The sequence below is a fragment of the Mesorhizobium sp. M0808 genome, assembly GCF_040320025.1.
In the GTDB taxonomy this organism is placed as follows: Bacteria; Pseudomonadota; Alphaproteobacteria; order Rhizobiales; family Rhizobiaceae; genus Mesorhizobium.
Genome location: NZ_JAMYOX010000001.1, coordinates 336,117 through 358,410, shown reverse-complemented (window position 1 = coordinate 358,410; position 22,294 = coordinate 336,117). Strand labels below are relative to the sequence as shown.

Below are 22,294 nucleotides of genomic sequence, written 5' to 3'. Positions count from 1 at the left end.
CTACCCTGAAAAGGAAAAGTAGCACCCTCCTCGCTTATTAGTCGTCCCAGAAATCTTGCAGCGATGCATGGCGCAGGTCTTCCTCGCCCCTGAGATGTTTGACGCGAGCTTTGATCCCCGGCTTCACCCATTGCGTTGCCGGCCGCTTTGGCATGTTCTTTGGCGGTGGGCCGGCATGTTCCTGGACCCGCTTCCACAGCCGCTCGCGCATTTCGCGATTGACGCTGACGAAAGCGCTGCCGACATATTTGCGCGTGCCGGGCTCGGCCATCAGGGCGAAAGCCGGTTTGCCGCGCTCGCGTTCGACGCCGAGCAAGTCGTATTCGTCAATGGTGTAGCACTTGGTTTTCAGCCAGTTGGTGGTCGGGCCGCTGACATACTTGCTGTCTATTCGCTTCGACACCATGCCCTCTAGGCCAGCCTTGTCGACCAAATGATAGATCGCGGTTGCCTCGCCTGGCAGCGCCTCGCTGAATTGGATACGGCCACCGGGCTCTATCACGCCGGCGAGGATTTCGCGTCGCTCCTCTAAGGCCATCTTTCGAAGATCATGACCGTTGAGGTGCAGGAGATCGAAGGCGACGAAGTAAAGATCATGCTGGCGCCGCGTGATTGCTTTCCGCAGTTCGGCAAAATCGGAGAGGCCATTCTCATTAAGGACGATGATCTCGCCGTCGATGATCGCGTTCTGGACGTCCATCTCTTTGGCTGCCGCAGCCAGGTCGCGGTATTTCGATGTCCAGTCTAGGCCACGCCGGGTGAAGATTCGCGCGCGGCCGGCGTGGATGATGATCTGGGAGCGGTAGCCGTCGAACTTGACCTCGTGACTCCATCCGTCGCCCTGGGGCGGATTCGCTACCAGAGTAGGCATCATCGGAGGGATGAACTCTAGACCTCCGGCAGTCGATCCCTTAGTCACGACTAGGGTCTAGGTCTTGGTATGTCGGAACGCATCCCTCGAACGGGGGATGCGCGATCCTCCAAGGTCGTCACCCGTCGTCAGTGGCAACAAGCCGGTAACGGAAGTGATTGCGAATGTGATCGTTAAAGTAGCGGCCCTTGGCGAAGGCTTCTTTGAACGCAGCATAGGTCTCCGGCGGTACGCCCTCAAACTCGTACCGTTTGCCGCTGGCCACGAACCACACCGAAAGGGTTCTGTTCTCAGAATCGTATTCCGTTTTGCGTATCGACGTCGATGGCATCACGGCGGCTCGACTAAAAAGCTATCAATGATCAAGGAGACGGTCGCGTTCCCTAAAAGCTGCTTTCTAAGTCTTCGGCGCGCCACAGCGACCTTTGGCCCGGCAGCCGGCTCGACCGGATCAGCGCTGGCGCTATCACCGGTGAGTACGCCACTCCGCGGGTTGGTGCCGCCATCGGGACAGCGGTCTGATTGTGGTCACGATCCTGGCTTATGGCCTGCTAACCGCCGAGCGGTCAGTTTGGCGATGCCTTCTGGATCGCCTCCTGTTTCAGATGAAGGATTGACCTGTTGCGCACAGACACTTTTCCGACCATGGCAAGGATCGTTTTTCTGCTCACCTTGGTCGTTGTTCTCCTGCTCGCGCTTTCGCCGGTGCGCTTCCTGCAGGAGTTGGACATGGGCTTCACCTTCCAGCATGACAAGCTCAACCACGCCGCGGCGTTCGCGGTGCTGGCGGCGCTCGGAAGCCTCGGCTGGCCGGAACACAAGACGAGGCTGGTCGTGCTCCTCGCTCTTACCGGCGCGGCGATCGAGCTGCTTCAGGGCGCGCAGCTGATCGCGCGCGATATGGATATCCTCGACTGGGTCGCCGACTGCGCCGGCATGGCCTGCGGGCTGGCGGCCATGGGCGGGACAAGAAGGCTCATCGGCGGATTGCTGTAGTCTCGACCGCGCTGCTCACTATCCGCAAAATCGTCCGTGAATATACCGGCTGCGCCGAATAGCGCGGTGTCCGGCCGCGTAGCTTAAGTCTCCCACCGACAGCACCGAACCCCTTCCAGCCTCGCTTATGCGGGGCTTTTTTTATGGAGCAAGCCCTCATGTCCCGACCTGCAACTGCCGCCGTTCGCCTCCTGACCGGCGAACGCGAACCCGTGCGCCTCGCAACCACGGCCGACATCCTCCTGCACGGCCTGCAGGCCATCGATGGCGTGCCGGCCGAAATCGGCGACCGCGTGCTGGTCAAGGACCAGGCCGACCCGACGCAGAACGGCATCTACACCGCGAGCGCAGGCGAATGGTTCCGCGCCGCCGATGCCCGCACTACCCGCACCCTGCAGAAGGGCACGACCGTTCACACCCAGATCGGGTCGGACAATGCGGACCGCGTGTTCGAGTTCACGGCCGACGAGCCGGCCGTCGGCGCCGATGCCATCACCATCGCCGCATCCGTTCCGCCCGACATCGCGGACGTGGTCGAAGAGGTCGAAGCGCTGCGCGATGAAACCCAGGCGCTGAAGGATGCTGCCGCCGCCAGCGCCGGCCAGGCATCCGCGAGCGCTGCCGCTTCCGCCGCGAATGCCGGCCAAACCACTGCCGACCGGGCTGCCACCAATTTCGATGCTGTCGCGGCCGCGGCGGCCGTCATCAGCGCTCAGGCCGCACGCGACGCTTCGCTCTACGGCAAGGGCATTTTCCCGACGACTGCGGCGGCAATCGGCTTCGGCGTCGTCGGCAACGGTGCGATCACGGCGGGCTCGGGCGGCGCCAATGGCACGTTCGACCTGGCGTTTACTGGCGGGACCGGTTCGGGCGCCGCCGGCCGCTTCATAGTGGCGGGCGGGGCGCTGACGCAGATACTGATCACGGCGCCGGGCTCCTACACAGTGGCGCCGACGTTCAGTTTTGCAGCCTCGGCAGGGCTCGCCGGCGCCGCTGCTGCGGTGATGCTGGGCAGGAATGTCGATGTCGGCGAGTATTTCTGGACCGAAGTTTCGACTGGTGTGCTTGGGCTGTACAATGTCACGGCCGGGCCTGTGGCGGCCGATACGGGCGTTCGCGCGGCAACGGCGGAAATTGCCCTGATCAGCTCAAGGATCGTCGGACCCGTTCCGATCACGGGTTCCGTCGGCGGCACGGTGATTACGAACGACAGCGTCTATTTTTGGCCTGGATCGCTGTCGACGGTCGATGAATATCTGTCGACCTTGGAGCTTGGATTTGGCATCGTGCCGGGGATAGCCCACATCGTTATTGCCCACGTCGAGGGCGACGGGACGCTTAGCCTGGTTTCCGACCAGACAATGTCCGTTCCAGCCGGCCCGTCGTCTGTTGTTTCAGGGCTTTCGATCCTGAAGCCTGCCGGCAGCGTCATGGGCCTCCAGCGCACTGGCGCTGGTAGCTGGTACTACACTGCCGGGGCAATTCCGAACGGCGAAGTCGAGTGGTTCACGGCGGCGGTTCCGGCCTCGCACACTGCCAAGACTATAGGCGCTGTAAATGGTCCGCAGTGGAAGGCGACCTTCACCGGCGAAGTCGCCGTCAAGGCGCGTGCTGCCTATACCACAGCAAACGGTCTCGTTTCCGCTGTCGGCGTTAGCCAGGAAATCGGCTGGCCGACGCTGGTCAACACGGGGTCGGACGTTCCGGGCAGCTACAGCGTCATCATGCAGACGCCAGCGCCGGCCGACGGCCATATTACAGCGGTCGACGTTGGCGCTGGCGCTGGCGCTGGCGCCGGCGCTGCGCTCATTCATGTAGTGGACTATCTCGGCGGGTTGGTGGTCAATGTCCTAAGCACATATGCGGTGACGCTGGTCAACGGGGTCGCTCATATCCCGCTGGGTATCCCAATCCCAGCCGGCAAATATCCGGCGATCAGCGGTGGCGCCTACAAATTTCAAAACAACGTCAACCCGCAAGGCATCCCGGCATGGATCAAATCAGGCGCGCTGTCGAATGGCGCGACCGTAGCATCGTCCGCCCAGCATCGGTACGAGGTCCGCTTTACGATCAAGACCGGTCTGCTCGCCGATGCCGACCGGGCCTTGACCGGCGGCGCCAGCAATACCGGCATGAACCTGCTGGCTGACGCCGATCCGAACGGCGTCGTCGATGCGACCGCGCTGTTTGCGTCCGCGGCGAGCGCTCATCCCAACCCCTATGTGCCGCCTGGAAATTTCGCCTTGACGGCCATTCCCGCATCTGGCGACGGTTTTTGGGGACCTGGCGAGCCGGCCGTCAACAGTAAGCGCTTCTTCATTCCGCGCCGGCCGTCGCTGCAAAATCTCTATGACGGCTTTCGCGCGACGATGGCCGAACACATCGCCAACAACGATGTGCTCTGCCTGATCGCCGATAGCATCGGCCATTGGGCGCTTGCCAGCGACGGGCCGAAACACTGGTTCAACCTGGTTACGCGTTTTGCCAATATCGGCATTGCCGACGATGAACCGGGCATGACTGCTTTGCGGCCAAGCTCTACCTATCTTCCGACTTTCTATGGCGTCACCGTCGCCGGGAGCGTGTTGACAGGGTCGCGCGGGCCGATCGGCGAGAGCATCATCCTCGCCGCCGGCGCGTCCTTGGCGTTTACCGGCACCTATGAACAGGTCGACGTCCACTACACTCAGGACGCCGCTCAGGGATCGCTTGCCTTTGTCTTCAACGGCGGCGCGGCGTACAAAACCGTCAACTGCGCCGGCGCCCTGGCGCTTGATCAGTATTCGGGGCCTTCGCTCACCGGGCAGGCGGCAAGCGGCAATTACACTCTTACGGCTGTCGGCGGTCCTATCGAGATTACCGGGCTCATCAGGCTTGGCGTCAAGGCGGCCGGCTCGCGTCCGCGCCTGCGCACCTTGCGCGCGGCACACGGCAGCTATGCCTTCTCGTCATTCAACACCGCGCGTCTTACATCGGCCGCCGCTCAATGCGGCTACGCCGGCGGCAAGATCGTGCCCATCCTAGCGCTCGGCATCAATGACAGCTTTGGCACGCCGCCGGCCACGATATCGGCAAACATCGCAACAATCATCAACACGTTGGAAGCGGCCGCTGCACCGCGTATCCTTGTGATGCCGCCGACGCGGCCGTCAGCCGCATGGGATGCAAGCTACACGGGCGGTCGGACCTATGATGCCGCCCTTGGCGCAATCCGTCAGACCTATCGATCGCGCAATGTGCTGACCATCCCGATCGACGGCTTCGACTACATCAATTCGGGAAACTATCAAGAGGGCTTGCATTTCAACGATGCCGGCCATGACGGCAATGCGCTGCGCTTCATCGAACAAGTCGCGGAAAGGGGATAAGCAATGGCATTCGCTATTCAGCATAAGGGCGAAATCATCACCGAGCTCGAGGAGGGCGAGGAATGGCTGGTGGTGGGCGCAATGATCATGGTCGCAAAGCCGAAGGATCCGGCACACAGCCGCGAAATCCCGGTTCCTGACGGCGACATTGAGGGTCTCGTTGAGGTCTGGGTAGGCGGCGCCGTAGTCGACGCTGGACGCCATTCGCAGGCAATGGCAGGATGAGGGCGGCGGGGGCTATCCTTGGAGGATTGTCCCATGGCGCATGCCGGCAGCATCATCGACATCTATGACGACTATTACGCCGATGGAAAAGTAGCCGCAAAACGGGACATAGCTTCAAACCAGTCGGTCGGGCACATCGAAGCGGTCATTCAAGGCCAATTCTTCGACAGGATTCTTGACATCGGGGCGGGCGAAGGTGCGGTGCTGGATAAGCTGAACAGGAAGGGGCTCGGTAAGAAGCTTGGCGCCGTCGAGATTTCGAAGAGCGGCGTCGAGGCCATCAAGGCAAGAAAAATCGCCAAACTGGACCGCATCGACGTATTCGACGGCTATCACATCCCTCATCCCGACAAGTCGTTCGATCTTGGGCTTGCCATTCACGTCGTCGAACACGTCGAGCACGAACGGATGTTTCTGAGGGAGGCGGCTCGGGTCTGCGAGAAGCTCTATATTGAAGTGCCTTTGGAGCATACGCGAGATCTCAGCAAGGCCATTCGGATGTCAGGGCCGTATGGGCATATCAACTTCTACACGACCCAAACGTTTGAAAACCTTCTCAAAACGTCTGGGCTAAAGGTCGAACGGCTAAAGGTTTTTGCGCACGACCTCGCTTATGAACAGCACCTGGCTGGCGAAAAAAAAGGATGGGTAAAACACAGACTGCGGACCGAATTTCTAAGGTTTGCACCCAAGACGGCGATGCGCAGCATGGCCTACATGGCCGGAGCTCTGTGCTCAAGTCGCTGATCTAGCAGCAGCGCCGCCGATTTGCTTTGCAGGATTACCGCCGACCATACTAAAGGGCGGCACGTCTTTCGTGACGACAGAGCCCGCACCAACGACCGATCCCTTGCCGATCGTTACGCCCTTGAGAATAATGACGTTGAAGCCGATAAAAACACTGTCTTCAATCTTCACTGGCGCAATGGTGATCTTTGACCAGTCCTTTTTTCCCTGATGCCAGTCGGCGACATCTTCCTTGCGGTCTTGCCAACCCGTCGCGTGTGAGTTGTGATCGACGACTGTGGTACCCCAACTAATGATCACGTCATCCCCGATTTCGATCTTCTCAGCCGCCACGAGGTGGCTCTTGCCGATATAGGATCTTTTTCCAACGGTGATCTTTGCATCGGCGCGATCGAAGGAAAAGACGCTGTTGATGATGCATTCTTCGCCGATCGCATGCTTGCCTCGCCGCAAACTGCGGACGCTCCGCAAACTTAGCTTCGTTGCGGGGCCGGAGTTGATGCCGGCTAGGCGGTAGAGGAATGGTGGAACGAATGGCATATCAGTTGCGGCCGAAGCGCGACTTTCGCACCCTCTCAGCGAAAAGCTGCGATCGCTCGAAGAAATGCTTCCAATGTTGGTGTTCAGATACCCCTTCGAAGAATGCCCGCGCCGCGTCTTCGAGGTCCGAATCAATAATTGCACGTGGGATCGGTGGCTCGTCGGCTAACTGAGCCGACAACCGAAATCGGCTGTTCGCAATAGACAGGTCAGCCTCCATCATCCATGCGTCTCTTTACGGCCTAGCTATTGCGACAAGCGGCGGCGGTTTGCAAGCTTGCGAGACGACCGCGTCCGCCAATATAGACGCCGTGAAAATCGCCGAAAGACGTCAGAAGAATCGGGAGCCGCGAGGGCACACCAACATGGCACTGCAACTCGACCAGAAATCCTGGGGGGAGAGGTTTCGGCTAGGGTTTATCGCTGACGCGGACCCAGACCCACCGCGGCAGAGCCGCTACCGTCTGCTGTCCTGCGGCTTCTGGTGAGGTTCCTGGCTTTTCGACCACCAGACAAAATACAGCGAGCCCATCTTCATCACAGGCACGCGGCGGTCGCGTTCCCTGGCCCGCAACTCACGATAGGTCTTCAGCTTCAGAGTGCCGCCCGGCAACCTGATACGCACTGCCATCGGTCCAACTCCCGTTGTGCAACGCAGCAATTTTCGTGCAATGCGGTAAGTAGAGACCTTCCGTTACGGAAGAGTCAACAGCAGGATCATCAACTTATTTTGCGAGCTGGCCGGCGGAGGCTTCGCGGCGGGCAGGGCCGGCCGAAGGAGCTTCATCCTGGCGACTGATCATCAATCAGGCGCTGGCGGTTCGACCACCAGGTGAAATAGATCCGGCCGATCTTGACGACGGGTATGCGGCGGGCGCGTTCGCGGTCGCGCAATTCGCGGTACACCTTCACCTTCAGTGTGCCGCCAGGCATCCTGATACGCACCGCCATCGATTCCGCCACCCCATTGTGCAATGCAGCATCAGAGACCTTCCGCTGCGGAAGAGTCAATGCCTGCCCGCTGACTATTTCTGGGACTAGTCGAGCGGTCTTGAGGTTTGGGCGCGCGCGGCCGTTCCCGATCCCGCACGGAGGCGTCATTGCTCAGTCGGCATCGTCTGGTGCGCGGGCTATTTCCTGGGCGAGGATTTTCGGGGCGAGGATGGGCGATCGGACACGCCGCTCGGCCACCAGATGACGAAGTAATTGCCGACCTGCCAAACCGGCACCTCGCGATTCTGCTCGCGGCGCCGCAGCTCGTCCCTTTTCTTGATCTTCAAAGTCCCGCCTGGAAGCCTGATTCTTATCGTCACGTGTCCTCCCGTACCCGCTACAGGTACGAACGATAGACGGGAACAGTTTCATCCCGGCTAAGCAATTTCATCCAGGTCGAGCAATTTCGGGCGCGGTAGACGCAGGAACCGGGACCGGAGCGAGATCGCCGGAACCGGCTTCATTTGAAGAAATCCGCAATGCCGTTGATGGCCAGCACCGCATAGACGATCGGTCCGGCGATAAACGCACAATAGAGACAGAGGATCGCCGCCAGCACCAGCAGCAACGGCTTGTCGCGAGCGACGGCGCGGAGCTCGGACTTCACCGTCCAGCGCGCCGCAGCGGTTTGTTCATCATCAGACATGTGCACCATCCCGCGCCCATTTCACACGGCAGGTCGAAAACATCAACCTTCCTTGCCACGGCAACATCGGCACGGGCTGCCGCGCAATTCTGCTTTGCCGCCACGCATCTGCTTTTTCAACCTCAAAACCTTGCCCGCGAGGGCGGAAAGGACTGCCCATGGACATGACGTTCAGGGGCGCCGCCAGGCGCCTCGATGATATAGACTTGCCGAAACTCGGTGCCCGGATCGGCGTCGGCGAGGACGAGATGCACGCGTTCCTCGATGTTGAAACCAGCGGGCACGGCTTCGACGCCGTTGGCCGGCCGGTCATCCTGTTTGAACCGCACGTCTTCTACCGCAACCTGTCGGGTGCCAAGCGGGCACAAGCGGTAGCCGCCGGCCTCGCTTATCCGAAGTGGGGCGAGAAGCCCTATCCCAGGGACAGCTACCCACGGCTCAGGGCAGCTTGTGCGATCGACGAAACCGCGGCGCTCAAATCGGCCTCATGGGGCTTGGGCCAGGTCCTCGGCGAGAACTTCAAGGCCGCCGGCTTTCTTACCGTGCAGGCGATGGCCGAGGCGATGATGGCGGACGAGGCGCTGCAGCTCGGCGCGTCGATCGATTTCATCGTCGAGAAACGGCTCGACGACAATCTTCGCAATCATGACTGGTCGGGATTCGCCAAGGGCTACAACGGCGCCGGCTATCGCAAGAACTCCTACGATACCAGGCTTGCCGAGGCCTATCGCAAATGGTCGCGCATCAAGGACACGCCCTGGCCGTCTGCCGGTCCGGTGTCATCGGCGGTCGTCCCCGCAGTCCCGCCAGAGCTCGCTAAGCCAATTGCCGTTCCGCAAGCGACCGCTGCGCCCGCGTCCTCTGCACCTCCCGTGCCTGCCGCCAGGCCCGGCCTCTGGGCAGCGCTGATCGCCGCCATCCTCAAACTATCAGCCATCCTCAAACTGTCTGGAAGGAAATGACATGTGGACCCGGATCAAGAGCTTTTTCCGCGACAGCGAGACAATATTCTGGGCGCGGCTTCAGGCGGCCCTCGGCGTCATCACGACCATCATCACCTATATCGACCCGCAGGTGCTTTCGCCGGTCATTCCGGGGGAATGGTTCCCCTGGTTTCTTGTGATCAACGGCGTTTTGACCGAGTTCCTGCGCCGCCGCCGCGCGGAGGATTTGTGATGGCCGCGCTCCTCGCCATTCTCAGCGCCATCCTCGGCAACAAGGTCGTCATGACGGTATTGGCCGCCGTGGCCGGCGGCATCGGCCTTTATGTTGCCGGCGGCATCAACCGGGCGAAGAAGGAGGCGGTCAAACAGGCCGAGGTAAAAGTCGCGGCCGCCGAAGACCGCCTGGAAATGAGGCGCGAGGCCGCCGCCGAAGAGCGCAAGGCCGCCGGCATGGCCGATGCGGCAGCAAGAGCGGAGGCTGCGAAATGGGCAAAGCGCTGATCCTCTGCGTGGTGCTCGCCGGCTGCGCGACAACCGCACCGGCCGGCAATCCGCGCCAGGTCTGGTGCGACCACAACCAGCCGCGCCGGCCATCGGCGGCCGTGATCGCCGCCATGACCCGGCCCGAGCTCGACGAGATGAACGCCTTCAACGGGCAGGGTGCCAGATGGTGCGGGTGGACGCCATGATGCACGAATTGCTCGACGTCCTGGGCATCAAGGCGCCGGTGTTGGTCGCCGGCCTGTCCGGCGGCATTTTGCGGGCCTTGTCGCGTCATCGCTACAAGGTCCGCGAAATGGTGGCCTCGCCGATCTGCGGCGCGCTGGCGGCGGCCTATCTGACGCTGCCGGTCGTGCATTATTTCCGCGTCGCCGGCCTGCCCATTCCTTCTCCGGACGACGACACCACGACGCTGGCCGCGGCGTTCCTAATCGGCGTCTCGGCCATGTGGATTTCGGACATCGTCTTCGAAATGATCGTGCGCCGGTTCGGGCCGGTGAAGGAGGAATAAGCCGCCCAAGCCCGACGAAATAGTGACGTTCGGTTGGAGCCCGCCGCGCCGCAAGGTGCGGCGGGCTTTTTGCATTTTCCCTCGCATTCTGTACGATCTTTCTTTCGCGACAGGGCGGCTCGATCCGGCGCTGCCCGAGCAAGATGCGCGTTATGGGAGATGGTGTCATGCTTGCCAAGGTCCTGACACAAGCGGCGGTCCTGACAGCCGGGGCGCTTCTGTTTGCCGCGACGGCCCACGCCCGGCCGGACAGCCGCGCGATGACGTGCGAACAGACACAGCTTCTGATCCAGAGGCACCGCTCTGTGGTGCTCACCACCGGCCAGAACACCTACGACCGTTACGTCCGCCAATTCGGCAATGAATGCGACTGGCCGCAGGTGCCGCGCGCCGCTTATATCAAGACGCGTGACGGTCAATGTCCGGTCTATCGCTGCCAGGATCCGGTCTTCGACCTCCCGGACTGAAAGCAAGGGTTTTTCATCCGGCCGCCGATGCAGAATGCGGAAGGCGGTGGCTCATTCCTCGTCGAAAGGACCACCTTCCCGTTCGAGATCGCGCGAAATGACGCGTTCATCGGTGTCGTCCGGCAAGGCCTCGTCGCTTTCCTGGTAAGCGTTATCGTCGTCCTCCTCCGGCAGTTCGCCGCTTTTCTCGACGTCATAGCGAATATCGCCGTTTTGCGGCACGCCGTCAGGGAGGATTCTCCCGCTCCGGATGGCGTCCCAGTCCTGCTGCTGGATCGTCGGGCTCTCCGTCTCGTCGTCGGTTCGTTCTTTCCTGCGCGGTTTCATCGCGGTTCTCCATAATGTCAGGGGCCCTGAATTGGCTCAGTGGTTGAACTCATAAGTCTGGCGGCCGGTTCCGGGCCGCTGCGGTCCGGGCGCATTGCCGCACGACGGAACCAATCGCGCCTGCCCGCCTTCACATTCAGAAGATACTGGCGCGAAAGGAGCTCGACATGAGACCGCTCATTTTCTTGCCGTATATGCTAGGTGCGCTGCTGCTGGCGGTGCCGGCGGCCGCGCAGCCGGGCGAACAGGCGCAATCCGACCGCTGCAAAGTCGAGCTGCCCGACAAGAACAGCGAGCAGCAGAAGCCGGCCGGCAACAATTTGTCCGATACGCTCGAGCCATGCGGTGGGGTGCTGAAGCCCCCGCCAACGGGCGATCAGGGCATGGCGGCGCCACCGCCGGATGAGGGCAAGACCCCGGTGATCAAGCCCGGCGAGGTGCCGCCACAGCCGCCAAAGCAGTAGCAGCGACGAGCGGCAACTTCGCGCCGCTTGCGCCGGCAGGTTTGTTGCACTCGCTTAGGAACATTAGCTTGTCCTAAATGTTATTTCAGACGCAGTAGATATCACCCCCCTCCGGTATCGCTGCTGATCGGGAAACCGATCGGCCCGCGTCTTGCGACGCGGGCCACCGCAGTTCATTCGCAGTCCATTCGCCGCATCGCGCGGGCACTTCACCGGTGTTCGATTAGCCGCCACTTACGGAACAACAAGGTGGCGTGGGCGTTTGCCTAGAGGGTTCGCCGCTTCGACCGGAATGCCGCGTCGCAATTGTAAGGGCGAGGCCCGTAACAACAGGAGTAGACGATGAAAATCCACCTTGTTCCTGCTGCGGCGGGATTGGCGTTGCTTGCCGGCGTCGGCGTGGCCACCGCGGACCAGGTGATTGTCACGCCCGAACAGCAGACGGTCATCCGCGAATACGTCCACAAGCACCCGCTTGCGTCGATCAGTCTTCTGGGGGTGGAGCTCAATATCGGTTCCACGTTGCCCGATACGGTCGAGCTGCAACCGATCGATGTTCCAGACGTGCGGTACAGATACGTCGTCGTCGGCAATCGCACCGTGCTCGTCGACCCAGGCACCCGCAAGATAGTGCAGGTCATCGAGTGATCGGCGTTGCCAAACCGCGAACCGGGTTTGGAAAGGTCACGGTCTAATAACCAAATCAGAGCTCCATCCCGCGCGATCGGGATGGAGCCGCTGTCGTCTCGAAACAAGGAAAGGAGCCATTCCCATGCTGCCGCATGTCGAGCCGGTCAACGTGGCCGCCGCCGTCGACAAACTGCTTGCTGAACGAGGCGATGGCCTGCTGTCGATGAAGGCGGCGATAGCACTGTTGCGCGAACGCACCGGAACCGAGCGCTCGGACGCCGACCTTGAAGGGCTGATCATCAAGAAGGCGGCGCTCCTTGGCGTCGCTGTCCTGTGTGACAGAGAGGCTCAATGACGGTGTTGCCTGCGCCTCAAGACGCGGGTCGAAATTTCAGCTAGAACAGCGTTGCTTACGCATGAACCGAGCCGACGGAGGTATCAGTGACGGACAGGCAGGAACGGATTCGCCAGCGGGCACACGCGATCTGGGAACAGGCAGGCAGGCCCGATGGGGCGCATCAGCAGCATTGGGATCAGGCTACCACAGAAATCGACACGGAAATCGCCGCGAAAGAGAAGACCGCCAGCCGGCCGAAGCCGAAAGCACGCCAGCCTAAGCCGGCGCCCGTCACCAAGGACGGAAGCAAACCCAAGGCGCGACCACGCAAAGCGTGAACGAGCGGATTTAGGCAGACTTGGATTGAACGCGTCCAAACGGCAGAATTCAGATCCATTATAGGCTACGTTCATGGTATAGGCCCGGCCGCCCGCCTTGTCCGGATCGGTCCGGTCACGGCGGAACTGCCCTGCCCAGGCAATGGCAACAGCCATTCCTCGTGCCTGCCAGTGCAGAGCTCATATTCAGGCGCGAGATTCGTCGGCGCCAAGCCCGCCATCCCAATGGCGGGCTACTTACCGCCTTGCACGTGGCGGCAGCAGGGCGGGGCTCACACGAGCACGCGCCTCAGTGTGTTTGACGGCCAGGATCCGGCGAAGCGGACGCTCCGTCTTCCAAGGCGTCCCAGCCCACGGCGGGGCTTCTTTGCATCAGCTGAGGGCACGCAAACTCCGCCAGATCGGTTTCCGCGAAGCCGTCGAACTCGATAGCCGCCCCGTAGAGCTGGGCTGCTTGCATGACGAGCCATTCGATGTCTTCGCGCGCAACATTCTCGGCGAGGTTCTGCAGTCGCGCGGCTTCGGCGACAGCAGTCAGATTGATGGCAATCCCGGACCGCAATGTAGCCCGAACTCGGGAACTGACGTCTTCGTGCAGGCGAACCGAAAATCCGTAGCGCATGGAAAACCTTCCCTTCAGGAGCGGTTTATCCCTCGCTTTCACCATGCGCCCAGAGTCGGCGATTGACAAGCGAAAATCTTGAAAAATCATTTAGTCTCAAATAGTTAGTGTATTTTGTCGATTGTGCGGTTGATGCTTGATCCGCTTCATTGGATTTCTGCACGGATCACGCATCTGGAGATCTTGACGTACTCTGCCAACATACCTAACTCTACGAAGAATTAGGAACATGCTAACTCAGCTAGTTTTAGCCTGGTATGACTGGAGGCCGAGATGTCCGAACTGGAACGCCCGGAACGATTGCAGATCATGCTGACCGCCGATGAACTGGCGGCGTTGGAGAACTGGCGCTTCGACAAGCGCATGCCGAGCCGGTCGGCCGCGGTACGGGAACTTTTGAGGCGAGGCCTCACAGCCGATGGTTTCCTGACGGCGGCGCATGGGACCAAGTCGCGCGACTTCGGCATCCTGCCGCATTCTGCAGATGGCGACGGGGCAGTCGACGGGGTGCCCCAGAAGGAATAGCGTCGTTTCCGCGGCGATCGCCCGCTCTGCGACCGTGCTTCGCGACTCTCTTGCTTCGCGATGAGCTGTGAACGTCTGGTCCGCTGATCGCCGCGAAGTAGAAGAGATCCAAAGCTCTGTCTTGCCAGACGCTCCGCAATCAGGGAGTGCTCGATCGGCATAGTGTGGGCTCGGGAATTTGCCGATGACGCTGGAATTGACGGCCGGCGACCAGTCGATGCTGCATGGCGAGCAAGGCTCGGCAGCGGCTGCCGCCATGAAGATCCTGGTCGCTTTCGCGAAGGCGGTCGGCGCGCGCAAATTGCTGGACATTGCCGGTGCCCATATCGACGGCTGCCTTTATCACGGCCAGGCCAGCCTCGATTTCGTCGAAATGCTGATCGAGGGCGGCGGCCGCGTTCGGGTGCCGACGACGCTGAACGTCGGTTCGTTCGACCTCATCCATCCCGGATTGGTGAAGATGCCGGTGTCGCAAGAAACGCCGGCGCGACGCCTGATGAAGGCGCATCTGGAACTCGGCTGCCAGGCGACCTTCACCTGCGCACCCTATCAGACCCGGTTCCGGCCAAGGTTCGGCGAGCAGATCGCCTGGGGTGAGTCCAACGCCATCGTCTTTGCCAATTCGGTGATCGGGGCGCGGACCAACCGCTATGGCGATTTTATCGATTTGTGCTGCGCAATGACCGGGCGCGCGCCGGCATGGGGGCTGCATCTGAGTGAAAATCGACGAGGCCAGGTCCTGTTCGAGCTGACTGACGCTGCTTTCGAGCCAAGCGACGCTCTGTTTGTCGGCGTCGGGCTGATCATCGGGCAAAGGGCTCGCGACCGCATCCCTGTCATATCGGGCCTGCCGCAGCCGCGCGACGAGGACCAATTGAAGGCGCTGGGGGCGGCGGCGGCAACGACGGGTGCCGTGGCGCTGTTTCATGCCGTCGGCATCACGCCGGAGGCGAAGACGCCGGATGAGGCGTTGCACGGCCTGGCGCCGGAGGAAAAAATCCGGATCTCTCGCGCTGACATCCACCATGCGCTGGCCAGGCTGTCGAGCGTCCCCGACGGCGTGCAGCTTGCAGCCGTGTCGTTAGGCACGCCGCATTTCTCCCATGAAGAGTGGATGCGCCTGTTGCCGCTGCTGCGCGAAGTCGGTCCAGGCAAGGGTGTCCCAATCTATGTCAACACAGGGCGCGCGACGCTGACGCGGCTGCAGGACGAAGGCGCACTGGCCGGCATGGAAGCCTTCGGCCTCGTTCCGGTCACCGACACCTGCATCTATGTCACGTCGATCCTCGAGCGTCTCGATGGCGTGGTGATGACCAATTCGGGCAAATGGGCGCATTACGCACCTGGCAATATCGGTGTCTCGGTGGCCTTCGGTGACATGGAAGACTGCGTCCGCTCGGCTGCGGCCGGCCGCGTCGTGCGAGGCGCGCCATGAAGACGCCGGCCAGAACCGGTACATTCCACCTTTCCGGCTCGGCACAAGGCCCAGCGCTGGTGCTTTCGCAGGCGCTCAGCTTCTGGGGCGGGATCGACGTCGAAACGGGCGACATCATCGACCATTCGCATCCGGACCTGGGCGGCAATATCGCCGGCAAGATCCTGGTGATGCCGAGCGGGCGAGGGTCGTCGTCCTCGTCTTCGGTTCTAGCCGAAGCGATCCGCAGAGGCACGGCGCCGGCCGGCATTATCCTGGAGCGGCCGGACCCGATCCTTGCCGTCGGCGCCATCGTTGCCGAATTCCTCTACGAAATCAGCATGCCGCTGGTTGTCTGCGACATGTCAGGCATTGTCTCCGGCGACCGGATCGCAATCGGTCTGGGCGAAGATGCGCAAGCGATGGTGAGCAAGCTCTAGCCGGCCATCAGTCCCGCCGCGCCCCGCCGCCAGTAGGCTGCCGCCAGTGTTTCGTTGCGGCCGAGCGCCAGCGTGCCGCGCCAGTGTTCGCGCACCGTCGTGGCGGCTGCCGCTTCGGCCGCGAACCAGCCGAATGCCGAACCGGTCGGCCATGCGAGCAACCTTACCCACAGGAGCGAAATGGCATGGTCGGCAGTGATAGCGGGCGCGGGCACATGCGCTGGTTTCGATCGGGCAGCATGACGGTTATGCTGCCGATGGCGTGTCTGTCCTTGCGCCGTCTTGCGGGTTCAAGGCACTGGCCGCCGAGACGGTCGTCGCCGGCGGCGGAGACGAAGGCGCTGTTCGTATTGGGCGGCGCATCTATGATCGGCTTCGGCCCTTCTTTCAGATCTCCGGGATGCTTTCCCTGAAGATCACTTGCAGCCGTGGCTGGTGCAGTTCGTAAGGCAAGCCCCTGACCGCATGGGTCAAGGTGTTGAGCGCTTCGCGGGCTTCGACGCGCGGGTTCTGGTCGATGACCGCGTCGAGCGTGCCGTCGAGCAAGAGCTCCTTGGTGCCCTCCGTTACCTCATGGCCGAGAAAGACCGTTGACAGTGCACGCCCGCGTTCCCTTAGCGCGCGGGCGATGCCGGTGTTGCCGGCGCCGACATTGTAGATGGCGGCCAGGTCCGGGTGCCGGTCCAGCAGGGCGGAGGCCTCCGAATAGGCCTTCTCCCGGTCGTCGAGCATCTCGCGCATCTCGACGATCTGCAGATTGGGCGATTCTTCCGCCAGTATGTGGCGGAAGCCCATCTCGCGCTCCTCGTGGCCGCGGTAGGAGAGCGAACCGGCGAACAGCGCGACCTTGCCCGGACGCCCGGCACCCATGAAGCGGTTGAGAAGGTAGCCGGCGAGCCGGCCGGCGGCGCGGTTGTCGATGCCGATATAGGCAACCCGCGGCACATGCAGGATGTCGGAAGCGATGGTGACGACCCTGACGCCGCTGGCCGAAAGCGAGCGGATCGCCTCGCGGACCGTCGGATGGTCGAGCGCGATCACACCGACGCCTTGCGTCTGCCCGTGCAGTTCCTGCAGCAGACGCGCAAGCCGGTCCGGATTGAAGCCTTCGATGGTAGCGACGCGGACGTCGAGGTCCGGCCGCGCCTGCGCCTGCGCCTCGATCTGGCGGTGCAGCATCTTGATGAAGGAATTGGTGCCGGCGGGCAGGGCGAAATCCAGCCGTATGACCTCGCCAGTAACCGCGTTGCGCTGGTTCGGATTGTTCGAATTTTCAGCGATATAGCCAAGCCGCTGTGCCGTTTCGAGCACGACCTCGCGGGTGCGCGCCCGAACCCCGGCGCGGTTGTTGAGCACACGGTCGACCGTGGCGGCCGAAACGCCGGCCTCCCGGGCTATGTCTGTCAGGGTGGACCGCACTGTCGATCACCTCATTCCAAAACGCGCCAGGGGCGCATCGAGATCACGCATTTCATGGGTCCACCGTCGGAGAGCGGCTTCATCGCCGTCCGCGATTCTGATGGGAAATGATGTAACCGGCCTTGGCCGATGCGCAAGCCGCCGCGCTACACCAAAATGCCCAAGCAGACCAAAGCGGGGAGGTGGGCAGCCGGGCTCCCTCAAATTCAAGCACCGGCTTCAGTATGAGAGCCTTTACAAACGCCATTCTTCCCCTCCCATGAGATGTTATGAGGTGTATTGATTATTTATGATGTTGACAGCCTTCGTATAGTGCCGTCAATATCCATCATAAGGGCCGTGGAGGAACAAGGCCCTGAGGGAGGAGTTCCAATGTCGAATTTGATCCGCGTGTCGCGGCGCCGTTTGCTGGCGTCCGGTGGAAAGGCGGCAGTCCTTGTTGCCGCCGCAGGTATTGCACCGAAATTCATTCGCCCAAGCCGTGCCTATGCGGCCGATGCCCTGGCGCCCGGCATGATCGGTGGCCCGACGGGCTTCGACGGCTCGGAGCGCTACCAGTATGGCGCCGACACGCCCGAGGGCCGCGCCATCGAGGCGGCCAAGGCGATGAAGGGCGCCGGCAAGGCGCCGGCCAAGATCGTACTTGGCCTGTCCGACGGCTCGATCGGCCAGTTGACCCAGCCGTTTCCGGCCGGCGCGCCGTCGATCAAGGATCTCTGGGAGAAGGAAACCGGCATTCCGTTGGAAATCGTCGGTGTGCCAAACGGCCAGGAATTCACCAAGACGATGCAGGACATCTCCACCAAGGGTGGGGCATATGACATCTACGCGGTCGAATGGAACCGCCTTGGCGACCTCGCCGAAACCGGCGGCATCCTCAAGCTCGACGACTTCGTCGCGCAATACAAGCCGGAATGGGACGATCCCGAGCGCGGCTATGTCGACGGCGCCAAGGGCGTCTCGCTGCTCAACCAGTATCGCGGCTCGACCTACGGCGTGTCGCTGGATGGCGACTTCCAGACATGGGTCTACCGTACCGATCTGTTCGGCGACGCAAACGAGAAGAAGGCCTTCTCCGACAAATACGGCTATGAACTGGCGGCGCCGAAGACCTGGAAGCAGCATGACGAGATCGCGGCCTTCTTCCAGCGCCCGGACAAGGGCCTGTTCGGCTCGACCGATCTGCGCAACCAGGGCTGGGGCTACACCAACTGGTATCAGCGTTATGTCTCAATGGCTTCGCCCAATCAGTTCTTGTTCGACGATACCGGCAAGCCGCTGATCAATTCTGAGCAAGGTATCGCGGCGACCAGCGAGTACATCGCTTCGCTTTCGCACCATTCGCCGGACGCGATCTCCTGGGGCTGGCCGGAGCAGTACGGCAATTTCGCCAAGGGCGGTGCGGCCATGACCTGCGCCTTCTCCAATCTGCCGAAATTCCTCGACAATGCCGGCAACAAGGATTCAGCTGTCACCGGCAAGATCGGCTCGATGCTGCCGCCCGGCCGCGAAATCGACGGCAAGCTGGTCAGCCGGTCGGTGCTGTGGCTCAATCTGTCGGCGTCGGTGTCCTCGCAAGCCAAGAATCCGGAGGCCTGCTACCTGTTCCTGCAGTGGCTGGGCTCAAGCCGCATCTACGCCTGGATGACTGCCAATCCGGGCGGCTACTTCGATCCGTTCCGGCTATCGGATTTCTCGGATCCGCTGGTTCGCCAGACCTATCACGCCTACCACATGGACGTGGTGCGAGAGACGGTCGCCCGCACCGTGCCCACCATCAACTATCCCGGCGCCACCGCCTTCCACAACGCGCTGGACGAGAACCTCGTCGCCGCGCTGACCAAGGCCAAGACAGCCGAGCAGGCGATGGCCGACACCGAGGCCGAGTGGAAGAAGATTGCCCGCCGCACCGGCGAGGAGAAGCTTCTCGAAGCCATCAAGACCAACAAGGAGGCCTGGCCGACCGTCCTCGATCCGATCGCCTGATCGTCGCAGGATCTTACCAAGAAGGGGAGGAGCGGTCGCTCTTCCCCTCGGCAACGAAGGACCCAGCAAAGCCGCAAGATGAAGCGTTCAGTTCCTTTCGAGATATTCCGCTATGCCGCGATCCTTGCGGCGATGGCGGTGACGCTGGTGCCGATCCTGTGGATGGTGTCGATGGCGTTCAAGCCGATCGCCGAATGGTCGGCGACCGGCGCCGACCTGACCTGGTGGCCGAAGAACCCGACACTCAGCAATTTCCGCTTCGTCTTCGGTGAATCGACCAACAATCTGATCGTCGCGCTCGACCGCACAGCTTTGAAGCCGATCCTGTCATCGCTGCTGTCGGCCACATTCGGCACGGCAATCGCCATGTCGGCGGGCACCGCGGCGGCCTACGGTCTGTCGCGCTTCGGCTCGGGCCAGAACCTGCCGCTGGCGCTGATTCAGCTTCGCCTGTTTCCGCCAATGGCGGTCATGACCCCGGTGATGATCATGTGGGCCTTCCTCAATTTCACCGACAGCTGGTGGGGGCTGTCGTTGATCTACGGCATCGTCACGCTGCCTTTCGCCTTCTGGCTGATGAAGACCTTCTTCGACGACATGCCGCGCGAGATCGAGGAAGCGGCGCTGGTCGAGGGCTGCTCGCGGTGGCGCGTCTTCACCCGCATCACGCTGCCGATGATGCGCGCGCCGCTGGCCAGTGCTGCGCTGTTCGTCTTCATCCTCAACTGGTCGGACTATCTGATTGCATTGCTTCTGACGACGCGCGAATGGGTGACGGTCCCCGTCTACATGGCCTCGCTGTCCTCATCGATGACCGGACAGCTCTACGGCGCCAAGGCAGCCCTCGGCCTGATAGCGGCAGTGCCGCCTGTCATCATGGGCATCGCCATCCAGCGCCATCTGGTGCGCGGACTGACCTTCGGGGCGCTCAAGCAATGAGCGCGGTGACTGCGACGATTTCGGAGGGCGACATGCAAGCCTCCAAAGCGGCGTCGGTGCTGCCGGACGAGGGCGCAAAGCTCGGCTTCCGGCTGACGCTGCCGGCGCAGATCCTGGTGCTGTTCATCGCCGTCTTCCCGCTCCTGATGCAGCTCTACATCAGCCTGACCGACTGGTCGCCGCTGTCGGGCACCGGCTGGTGGAACGCCTGGTCGATGTGGAACAGTTTCGCCAACTACACCGACCTTGCCGCCGATGCGCGCTTCTGGAGTGCGCTGAAGCGCACGGCCATCGTCATGATCGTCTGCGTGCCGGCGGAGTTCCTGCTCGGCTTGGCGCTCGCGACACTGTTTGCCGACGAGTTCCCCGGCAAGCGGATCTTCTACTCGATCCTCTTGATGCCGATGATGGTGGTGCCGGCGGTAGCCGGCTACATGTTCTTCATGCTGTTTCAGTCAGGCGGCCCGGTCAACGACATCCTGTCGGCGATCTCAGGCTTTCCCGTCACCATCGCCTGGCTGTCGGACCCGACGCTGGCGCTCATCGCCGTCATGGTCGCCGACATCTGGCAGTGGACGCCGCTGATGTTCCTGATCCTGCTTGCCGGCCTGGTCGGCGTGCCCGACGACCAGATCAAGGCGGCGACGCTGCTCGGCGCCAACCCGTGGCAGCGCTTCGTCACCATCGTGCTGCCGAAGATGAAGACGATCATCATCATCGCGCTGGCGATCAGGGTGATCGAGAACTTCAAGATATTCGACACGCTTTACATCATGACCGGCGGCGGTCCCGGCGTCGCTACCGAAACCATCTCAGTCTACATCTACAAGCTCACCACCCAGGACCTGATCTGGGGCTATGTGGCGGCAATCGCGCTGGCCATATTGATCGTGCTGTCCATCGCTGCGGTGTTTGCCATGAAACGCATGGCCCGGGTACGCGAGGTGGCGGCATGAGCACCATCCACCTGCAGAACCTGGTCAAGAAATTCGGCGACTTCACCGCGCTGAAGACGATGGACCTGGCCATTGCTGACGGCGAGTTCATGGCGCTGCTCGGGCCGTCCGGCTGCGGCAAGTCGACGACGATGAACATGATCGCCGGCATGGAAGGGCCGACCAGCGGCAAGATCCTGTTTGGCGAGCGCGACATGGCCGGCGTGCCGATGGGGCGGCGCGGCGTCGGCTTCGTCTTCCAGAACTATGCGATCTTCACTCATATGAGCGTGCGGCAGAACCTCGCCTACGGGCCGAAAATGCGCGGCGCACCAAAGGCCGAGATCGGCCGCCGTGTCGACGCCATTGCCGAGATGCTGCAACTGACGCCGCTGCTCGACCGCAAGGCGGACAGACTGTCGGTCAACATATTGCAGCGGGTGGCGATCGGCCGTTCGGCGATCATGGAGCCGGCGATCTTCCTGCTCGACGAGCCGCTTTCCAATGTCGACGCCGCCTTCCGGGCAGTGATGCGGACCGAACTGAAGCAGTTGCAGCGGCAGTTCCGGCAGACCATGGTCTACGTCACCCACGATCAGCTCGAAGCAATGACCATGGCCGACCGCATCGCGGTGATGGACCACGGCGTGCTGCAGCAGGTCGGCACGCCGCTCGAGGTCTACAACAACCCGGCCAATGTCTTCGTCGCCCGCTTCATCGGCGCGCCGGGCATGAACCTGCTCAAGGGCAGGCCGGCGGAAAGCGACCGAGGTCTGGTCATCGATCTCGGCCCGCTCGGCGTGACACCGCCGCTGCCGGTCGAGATCGCAGATGCCGTACGCAGGATGCGCGGCGAGGTGTTTTATGGCTTTCGACCGGAGCAGGTGACGCTGGCTGAAGGTGGCCGTGGCCTGTCCATGCCGGTGAGTTTCGTCGAGCGGATCGGTGCGCGCACCATCATCCACCTTGGCGACGGCGAGACTGCGGTGAAGGCGGTGTTCGACAATGATGTCGGGCTGGCGATCGGGCAGACAGCCGTCGTCGCGCCTGCGGCGGAGGCGGTGCGCGTCTTCGACGCCGCCTCCGGTCTTGCATTGAGAGCAGGTTGA

At 62.1% G+C, this 22,294-nt stretch carries 32 protein-coding genes; 21 read left to right on the top strand and 11 right to left on the bottom strand.

Annotated elements, in window-relative coordinates:
* Window positions 1–37: 37 nt before the first annotated feature.
* A complete protein-coding gene (locus tag NKI25_RS01750) occupies window positions 38–874 on the bottom strand; it encodes an ATP-dependent DNA ligase (RefSeq protein ID WP_502897305.1) in 837 nt (278 codons plus the stop codon).
* 115 nt (window positions 875–989) lie between these two features.
* Window positions 990–1,202 (bottom strand): KTSC domain-containing protein, encoded by a 213-nt coding sequence (locus NKI25_RS01745; RefSeq protein ID WP_502897316.1) that lies wholly within the window; start codon window positions 1,200–1,202, stop codon window positions 990–992.
* A 290-nt stretch (window positions 1,203–1,492) separates the two neighbouring features.
* Between NKI25_RS01745 and NKI25_RS01740 the strand changes: the two genes are divergently transcribed.
* The 4 genes from NKI25_RS01740 (at window position 1,493) to NKI25_RS01725 (ending at window position 6,207) form a co-directional block, all read left to right on the top strand.
* Window positions 1,493–1,867: a VanZ family protein gene (locus NKI25_RS01740; RefSeq protein ID WP_352594180.1), complete on the top strand. Its 375-nt coding sequence runs from the start codon at window positions 1,493–1,495 to the stop codon at window positions 1,865–1,867.
* Window positions 1,868–2,025: 158 nt separating this feature from the next.
* Complete coding sequence (locus tag NKI25_RS01735) at window positions 2,026–5,235, top strand: SGNH/GDSL hydrolase family protein (RefSeq protein ID WP_352997883.1); 3,210 nt, start codon at window positions 2,026–2,028, stop codon at window positions 5,233–5,235.
* A 3-nt stretch (window positions 5,236–5,238) separates the two neighbouring features.
* Window positions 5,239–5,460 carry a hypothetical protein gene (locus NKI25_RS01730; RefSeq protein ID WP_352579390.1) on the top strand — a complete coding sequence of 74 codons (222 nt, stop codon included), beginning with the start codon at window positions 5,239–5,241 and terminating at the stop codon, window positions 5,458–5,460.
* A gap of 33 nt (window positions 5,461–5,493) precedes the next feature.
* Window positions 5,494–6,207 carry a class I SAM-dependent methyltransferase gene (locus tag NKI25_RS01725; RefSeq protein WP_352594178.1) on the top strand — a complete coding sequence of 238 codons (714 nt, stop codon included), beginning with the start codon at window positions 5,494–5,496 and terminating at the stop codon, window positions 6,205–6,207.
* Here the strand turns inward: NKI25_RS01725 and NKI25_RS01720 are convergent.
* The 5 genes from NKI25_RS01720 to NKI25_RS01700 all read right to left on the bottom strand — a co-directional run bounded on the left by NKI25_RS01720 (window position 6,196) and on the right by NKI25_RS01700 (window position 8,386).
* The gene (locus tag NKI25_RS01720) at window positions 6,196–6,747 is read right to left on the bottom strand and encodes an acyltransferase (RefSeq protein WP_352579389.1); all 552 of its coding nucleotides are present in this window, start codon (window positions 6,745–6,747) and stop codon (window positions 6,196–6,198) included. The genes NKI25_RS01725 and NKI25_RS01720 overlap by 12 nt on opposite strands.
* A 1-nt stretch (window position 6,748) precedes the next feature.
* Complete coding sequence (locus NKI25_RS01715) at window positions 6,749–6,970, bottom strand: hypothetical protein (RefSeq protein ID WP_352579388.1); 222 nt, start codon at window positions 6,968–6,970, stop codon at window positions 6,749–6,751.
* Window positions 6,971–7,204: 234 nt separating this feature from the next.
* On the bottom strand, window positions 7,205–7,378 hold the full coding sequence (locus tag NKI25_RS01710; protein WP_352594177.1) for a hypothetical protein: 174 nt from the start codon (window positions 7,376–7,378) through the stop codon (window positions 7,205–7,207).
* A 152-nt stretch (window positions 7,379–7,530) separates the two neighbouring features.
* The gene (locus NKI25_RS01705) at window positions 7,531–7,698 is read right to left on the bottom strand and encodes a hypothetical protein (RefSeq protein ID WP_023675755.1); all 168 of its coding nucleotides are present in this window, start codon (window positions 7,696–7,698) and stop codon (window positions 7,531–7,533) included.
* Between the two features lie 502 nt (window positions 7,699–8,200).
* Window positions 8,201–8,386 (bottom strand): hypothetical protein, encoded by a 186-nt coding sequence (locus NKI25_RS01700; protein WP_352458142.1) that lies wholly within the window; start codon window positions 8,384–8,386, stop codon window positions 8,201–8,203.
* A 158-nt stretch (window positions 8,387–8,544) separates the two neighbouring features.
* On the opposite strand from NKI25_RS01700, the gene NKI25_RS01695 reads away from it, so the two are divergent.
* From NKI25_RS01695 to NKI25_RS01670, 6 genes are all read left to right on the top strand, one after another.
* The gene (locus NKI25_RS01695) at window positions 8,545–9,348 is read left to right on the top strand and encodes an N-acetylmuramidase family protein (protein ID WP_352594176.1); all 804 of its coding nucleotides are present in this window, start codon (window positions 8,545–8,547) and stop codon (window positions 9,346–9,348) included.
* A gap of 1 nt (window position 9,349) precedes the next feature.
* Window positions 9,350–9,562, top strand: a complete 213-nt coding sequence (locus NKI25_RS01690) for a hypothetical protein (protein WP_352594175.1) — start codon at window positions 9,350–9,352, stop codon at window positions 9,560–9,562.
* Window positions 9,562–9,831 (top strand): hypothetical protein, encoded by a 270-nt coding sequence (locus NKI25_RS01685; RefSeq protein WP_352594174.1) that lies wholly within the window; start codon window positions 9,562–9,564, stop codon window positions 9,829–9,831. Before NKI25_RS01690 ends, NKI25_RS01685 begins: the two co-directional genes overlap by 1 nt.
* Entirely contained in the window at window positions 9,816–10,019 is a 204-nt protein-coding gene (locus NKI25_RS01680; protein ID WP_352541123.1) for a hypothetical protein, read from the top strand. The genes NKI25_RS01685 and NKI25_RS01680 overlap by 16 nt, the downstream gene beginning before the upstream one ends.
* Window positions 10,019–10,342, top strand: a complete 324-nt coding sequence (locus NKI25_RS01675; RefSeq protein WP_352594208.1) for a hypothetical protein — start codon at window positions 10,019–10,021, stop codon at window positions 10,340–10,342. The genes NKI25_RS01680 and NKI25_RS01675 overlap by 1 nt, the downstream gene beginning before the upstream one ends.
* 167 nt (window positions 10,343–10,509) lie before the next feature.
* Window positions 10,510–10,809: a hypothetical protein gene (locus NKI25_RS01670; protein WP_023675763.1), complete on the top strand. Its 300-nt coding sequence runs from the start codon at window positions 10,510–10,512 to the stop codon at window positions 10,807–10,809.
* A gap of 51 nt (window positions 10,810–10,860) precedes the next feature.
* On the opposite strand, the gene NKI25_RS01665 is transcribed toward NKI25_RS01670, so the two are convergent.
* Window positions 10,861–11,136: a hypothetical protein gene (locus tag NKI25_RS01665; RefSeq protein WP_352594173.1), complete on the bottom strand. Its 276-nt coding sequence runs from the start codon at window positions 11,134–11,136 to the stop codon at window positions 10,861–10,863.
* Between the two features lie 167 nt (window positions 11,137–11,303).
* Between NKI25_RS01665 and NKI25_RS01660 the strand changes: the two genes are divergently transcribed.
* From NKI25_RS01660 to NKI25_RS01645, 4 genes are all read left to right on the top strand, one after another.
* Window positions 11,304–11,600, top strand: a complete 297-nt coding sequence (locus NKI25_RS01660; protein WP_023675765.1) for a hypothetical protein — start codon at window positions 11,304–11,306, stop codon at window positions 11,598–11,600.
* A gap of 342 nt (window positions 11,601–11,942) precedes the next feature.
* A complete protein-coding gene (locus NKI25_RS01655) occupies window positions 11,943–12,248 on the top strand; it encodes a DUF1236 domain-containing protein (protein WP_023675766.1) in 306 nt (101 codons plus the stop codon).
* A gap of 124 nt (window positions 12,249–12,372) precedes the next feature.
* Window positions 12,373–12,585 carry a hypothetical protein gene (locus NKI25_RS01650; protein WP_352594171.1) on the top strand — a complete coding sequence of 71 codons (213 nt, stop codon included), beginning with the start codon at window positions 12,373–12,375 and terminating at the stop codon, window positions 12,583–12,585.
* A gap of 86 nt (window positions 12,586–12,671) precedes the next feature.
* Window positions 12,672–12,905: a DUF2934 domain-containing protein gene (locus NKI25_RS01645; protein WP_352594170.1), complete on the top strand. Its 234-nt coding sequence runs from the start codon at window positions 12,672–12,674 to the stop codon at window positions 12,903–12,905.
* Window positions 12,906–13,194: 289 nt separating this feature from the next.
* Here the strand turns inward: NKI25_RS01645 and NKI25_RS01640 are convergent, their stop codons facing one another.
* Window positions 13,195–13,617: a hypothetical protein gene (locus NKI25_RS01640; RefSeq protein WP_051406104.1), complete on the bottom strand. Its 423-nt coding sequence runs from the start codon at window positions 13,615–13,617 to the stop codon at window positions 13,195–13,197.
* 183 nt (window positions 13,618–13,800) lie between these two features.
* On the opposite strand from NKI25_RS01640, the gene NKI25_RS01635 reads away from it, so the two are divergent.
* The 3 genes from NKI25_RS01635 (at window position 13,801) to NKI25_RS01625 (ending at window position 15,906) form a co-directional block, all read left to right on the top strand.
* On the top strand, window positions 13,801–14,052 hold the full coding sequence (locus NKI25_RS01635) for a hypothetical protein (RefSeq protein ID WP_023675770.1): 252 nt from the start codon (window positions 13,801–13,803) through the stop codon (window positions 14,050–14,052).
* 184 nt (window positions 14,053–14,236) lie between these two features.
* The gene (locus NKI25_RS01630; protein ID WP_352594169.1) at window positions 14,237–15,487 is read left to right on the top strand and encodes an aconitase X; all 1,251 of its coding nucleotides are present in this window, start codon (window positions 14,237–14,239) and stop codon (window positions 15,485–15,487) included.
* Window positions 15,484–15,906 carry an aconitase X swivel domain-containing protein gene (locus tag NKI25_RS01625; RefSeq protein ID WP_023675772.1) on the top strand — a complete coding sequence of 141 codons (423 nt, stop codon included), beginning with the start codon at window positions 15,484–15,486 and terminating at the stop codon, window positions 15,904–15,906. The genes NKI25_RS01630 and NKI25_RS01625 overlap by 4 nt, the downstream gene beginning before the upstream one ends.
* Here NKI25_RS01625 and NKI25_RS01620 read toward each other — a convergent pair.
* Window positions 15,903–16,121 carry an SIP domain-containing protein gene (locus tag NKI25_RS01620; RefSeq protein WP_352458312.1) on the bottom strand — a complete coding sequence of 73 codons (219 nt, stop codon included), beginning with the start codon at window positions 16,119–16,121 and terminating at the stop codon, window positions 15,903–15,905. The two genes, NKI25_RS01625 and NKI25_RS01620, sit on opposite strands and share 4 nt — an antisense overlap.
* 172 nt (window positions 16,122–16,293) lie before the next feature.
* A complete protein-coding gene (locus NKI25_RS01615; protein ID WP_352571254.1) occupies window positions 16,294–17,325 on the bottom strand; it encodes a LacI family DNA-binding transcriptional regulator in 1,032 nt (343 codons plus the stop codon).
* A 372-nt stretch (window positions 17,326–17,697) separates the two neighbouring features.
* On the opposite strand from NKI25_RS01615, the gene NKI25_RS01610 reads away from it, so the two are divergent.
* From NKI25_RS01610 to NKI25_RS01595, 4 genes are all read left to right on the top strand, one after another.
* Window positions 17,698–19,311, top strand: a complete 1,614-nt coding sequence (locus NKI25_RS01610) for an extracellular solute-binding protein (protein WP_352458310.1) — start codon at window positions 17,698–17,700, stop codon at window positions 19,309–19,311.
* Window positions 19,312–19,389: 78 nt separating this feature from the next.
* Complete coding sequence (locus NKI25_RS01605; RefSeq protein WP_254820511.1) at window positions 19,390–20,250, top strand: carbohydrate ABC transporter permease; 861 nt, start codon at window positions 19,390–19,392, stop codon at window positions 20,248–20,250.
* On the top strand, window positions 20,247–21,206 hold the full coding sequence (locus NKI25_RS01600; RefSeq protein ID WP_352458309.1) for a carbohydrate ABC transporter permease: 960 nt from the start codon (window positions 20,247–20,249) through the stop codon (window positions 21,204–21,206). Before NKI25_RS01605 ends, NKI25_RS01600 begins: the two co-directional genes overlap by 4 nt.
* Window positions 21,203–22,294, top strand: a complete 1,092-nt coding sequence (locus tag NKI25_RS01595) for an ABC transporter ATP-binding protein (RefSeq protein ID WP_352458308.1) — start codon at window positions 21,203–21,205, stop codon at window positions 22,292–22,294. The genes NKI25_RS01600 and NKI25_RS01595 overlap by 4 nt, the downstream gene beginning before the upstream one ends.

What these genes read in the sequence shown, in the direction of transcription:
- NKI25_RS01750 (WP_502897305.1), bottom strand. Translation starts at nt 874, where the DNA reads ATGATGCCTACTCTGGTAGCGAATCCGCCCCAGGGCGACGGATGGAGT.
- NKI25_RS01745 (WP_502897316.1), bottom strand. Translation starts at nt 1,202, where the DNA reads ATGCCATCGACGTCGATACGCAAAACGGAATACGATTCTGAGAACAGA.
- NKI25_RS01735 (WP_352997883.1), top strand. Translation starts at nt 2,026, where the DNA reads ATGTCCCGACCTGCAACTGCCGCCGTTCGCCTCCTGACCGGCGAACGC.
- NKI25_RS01730 (WP_352579390.1), top strand. Translation starts at nt 5,239, where the DNA reads ATGGCATTCGCTATTCAGCATAAGGGCGAAATCATCACCGAGCTCGAG.
- NKI25_RS01725 (WP_352594178.1), top strand. Translation starts at nt 5,494, where the DNA reads ATGGCGCATGCCGGCAGCATCATCGACATCTATGACGACTATTACGCC.
- NKI25_RS01720 (WP_352579389.1), bottom strand. Translation starts at nt 6,747, where the DNA reads ATGCCATTCGTTCCACCATTCCTCTACCGCCTAGCCGGCATCAACTCC.
- NKI25_RS01715 (WP_352579388.1), bottom strand. Translation starts at nt 6,970, where the DNA reads ATGATGGAGGCTGACCTGTCTATTGCGAACAGCCGATTTCGGTTGTCG.
- NKI25_RS01710 (WP_352594177.1), bottom strand. Translation starts at nt 7,378, where the DNA reads ATGGCAGTGCGTATCAGGTTGCCGGGCGGCACTCTGAAGCTGAAGACC.
- NKI25_RS01705 (WP_023675755.1), bottom strand. Translation starts at nt 7,698, where the DNA reads ATGGCGGTGCGTATCAGGATGCCTGGCGGCACACTGAAGGTGAAGGTG.
- NKI25_RS01700 (WP_352458142.1), bottom strand. Translation starts at nt 8,386, where the DNA reads ATGTCTGATGATGAACAAACCGCTGCGGCGCGCTGGACGGTGAAGTCC.
- NKI25_RS01695 (WP_352594176.1), top strand. Translation starts at nt 8,545, where the DNA reads ATGGACATGACGTTCAGGGGCGCCGCCAGGCGCCTCGATGATATAGAC.
- NKI25_RS01690 (WP_352594175.1), top strand. Translation starts at nt 9,350, where the DNA reads ATGTGGACCCGGATCAAGAGCTTTTTCCGCGACAGCGAGACAATATTC.
- NKI25_RS01685 (WP_352594174.1), top strand. Translation starts at nt 9,562, where the DNA reads ATGGCCGCGCTCCTCGCCATTCTCAGCGCCATCCTCGGCAACAAGGTC.
- NKI25_RS01680 (WP_352541123.1), top strand. Translation starts at nt 9,816, where the DNA reads ATGGGCAAAGCGCTGATCCTCTGCGTGGTGCTCGCCGGCTGCGCGACA.
- NKI25_RS01675 (WP_352594208.1), top strand. Translation starts at nt 10,019, where the DNA reads ATGCACGAATTGCTCGACGTCCTGGGCATCAAGGCGCCGGTGTTGGTC.
- NKI25_RS01670 (WP_023675763.1), top strand. Translation starts at nt 10,510, where the DNA reads ATGCTTGCCAAGGTCCTGACACAAGCGGCGGTCCTGACAGCCGGGGCG.
- NKI25_RS01665 (WP_352594173.1), bottom strand. Translation starts at nt 11,136, where the DNA reads ATGAAACCGCGCAGGAAAGAACGAACCGACGACGAGACGGAGAGCCCG.
- NKI25_RS01660 (WP_023675765.1), top strand. Translation starts at nt 11,304, where the DNA reads ATGAGACCGCTCATTTTCTTGCCGTATATGCTAGGTGCGCTGCTGCTG.
- NKI25_RS01655 (WP_023675766.1), top strand. Translation starts at nt 11,943, where the DNA reads ATGAAAATCCACCTTGTTCCTGCTGCGGCGGGATTGGCGTTGCTTGCC.
- NKI25_RS01650 (WP_352594171.1), top strand. Translation starts at nt 12,373, where the DNA reads ATGCTGCCGCATGTCGAGCCGGTCAACGTGGCCGCCGCCGTCGACAAA.
- NKI25_RS01640 (WP_051406104.1), bottom strand. Translation starts at nt 13,617, where the DNA reads ATGATTTTTCAAGATTTTCGCTTGTCAATCGCCGACTCTGGGCGCATG.
- NKI25_RS01635 (WP_023675770.1), top strand. Translation starts at nt 13,801, where the DNA reads ATGTCCGAACTGGAACGCCCGGAACGATTGCAGATCATGCTGACCGCC.
- NKI25_RS01630 (WP_352594169.1), top strand. Translation starts at nt 14,237, where the DNA reads ATGACGCTGGAATTGACGGCCGGCGACCAGTCGATGCTGCATGGCGAG.
- NKI25_RS01625 (WP_023675772.1), top strand. Translation starts at nt 15,484, where the DNA reads ATGAAGACGCCGGCCAGAACCGGTACATTCCACCTTTCCGGCTCGGCA.
- NKI25_RS01610 (WP_352458310.1), top strand. Translation starts at nt 17,698, where the DNA reads ATGTCGAATTTGATCCGCGTGTCGCGGCGCCGTTTGCTGGCGTCCGGT.
- NKI25_RS01605 (WP_254820511.1), top strand. Translation starts at nt 19,390, where the DNA reads ATGAAGCGTTCAGTTCCTTTCGAGATATTCCGCTATGCCGCGATCCTT.
- NKI25_RS01600 (WP_352458309.1), top strand. Translation starts at nt 20,247, where the DNA reads ATGAGCGCGGTGACTGCGACGATTTCGGAGGGCGACATGCAAGCCTCC.
- NKI25_RS01595 (WP_352458308.1), top strand. Translation starts at nt 21,203, where the DNA reads ATGAGCACCATCCACCTGCAGAACCTGGTCAAGAAATTCGGCGACTTC.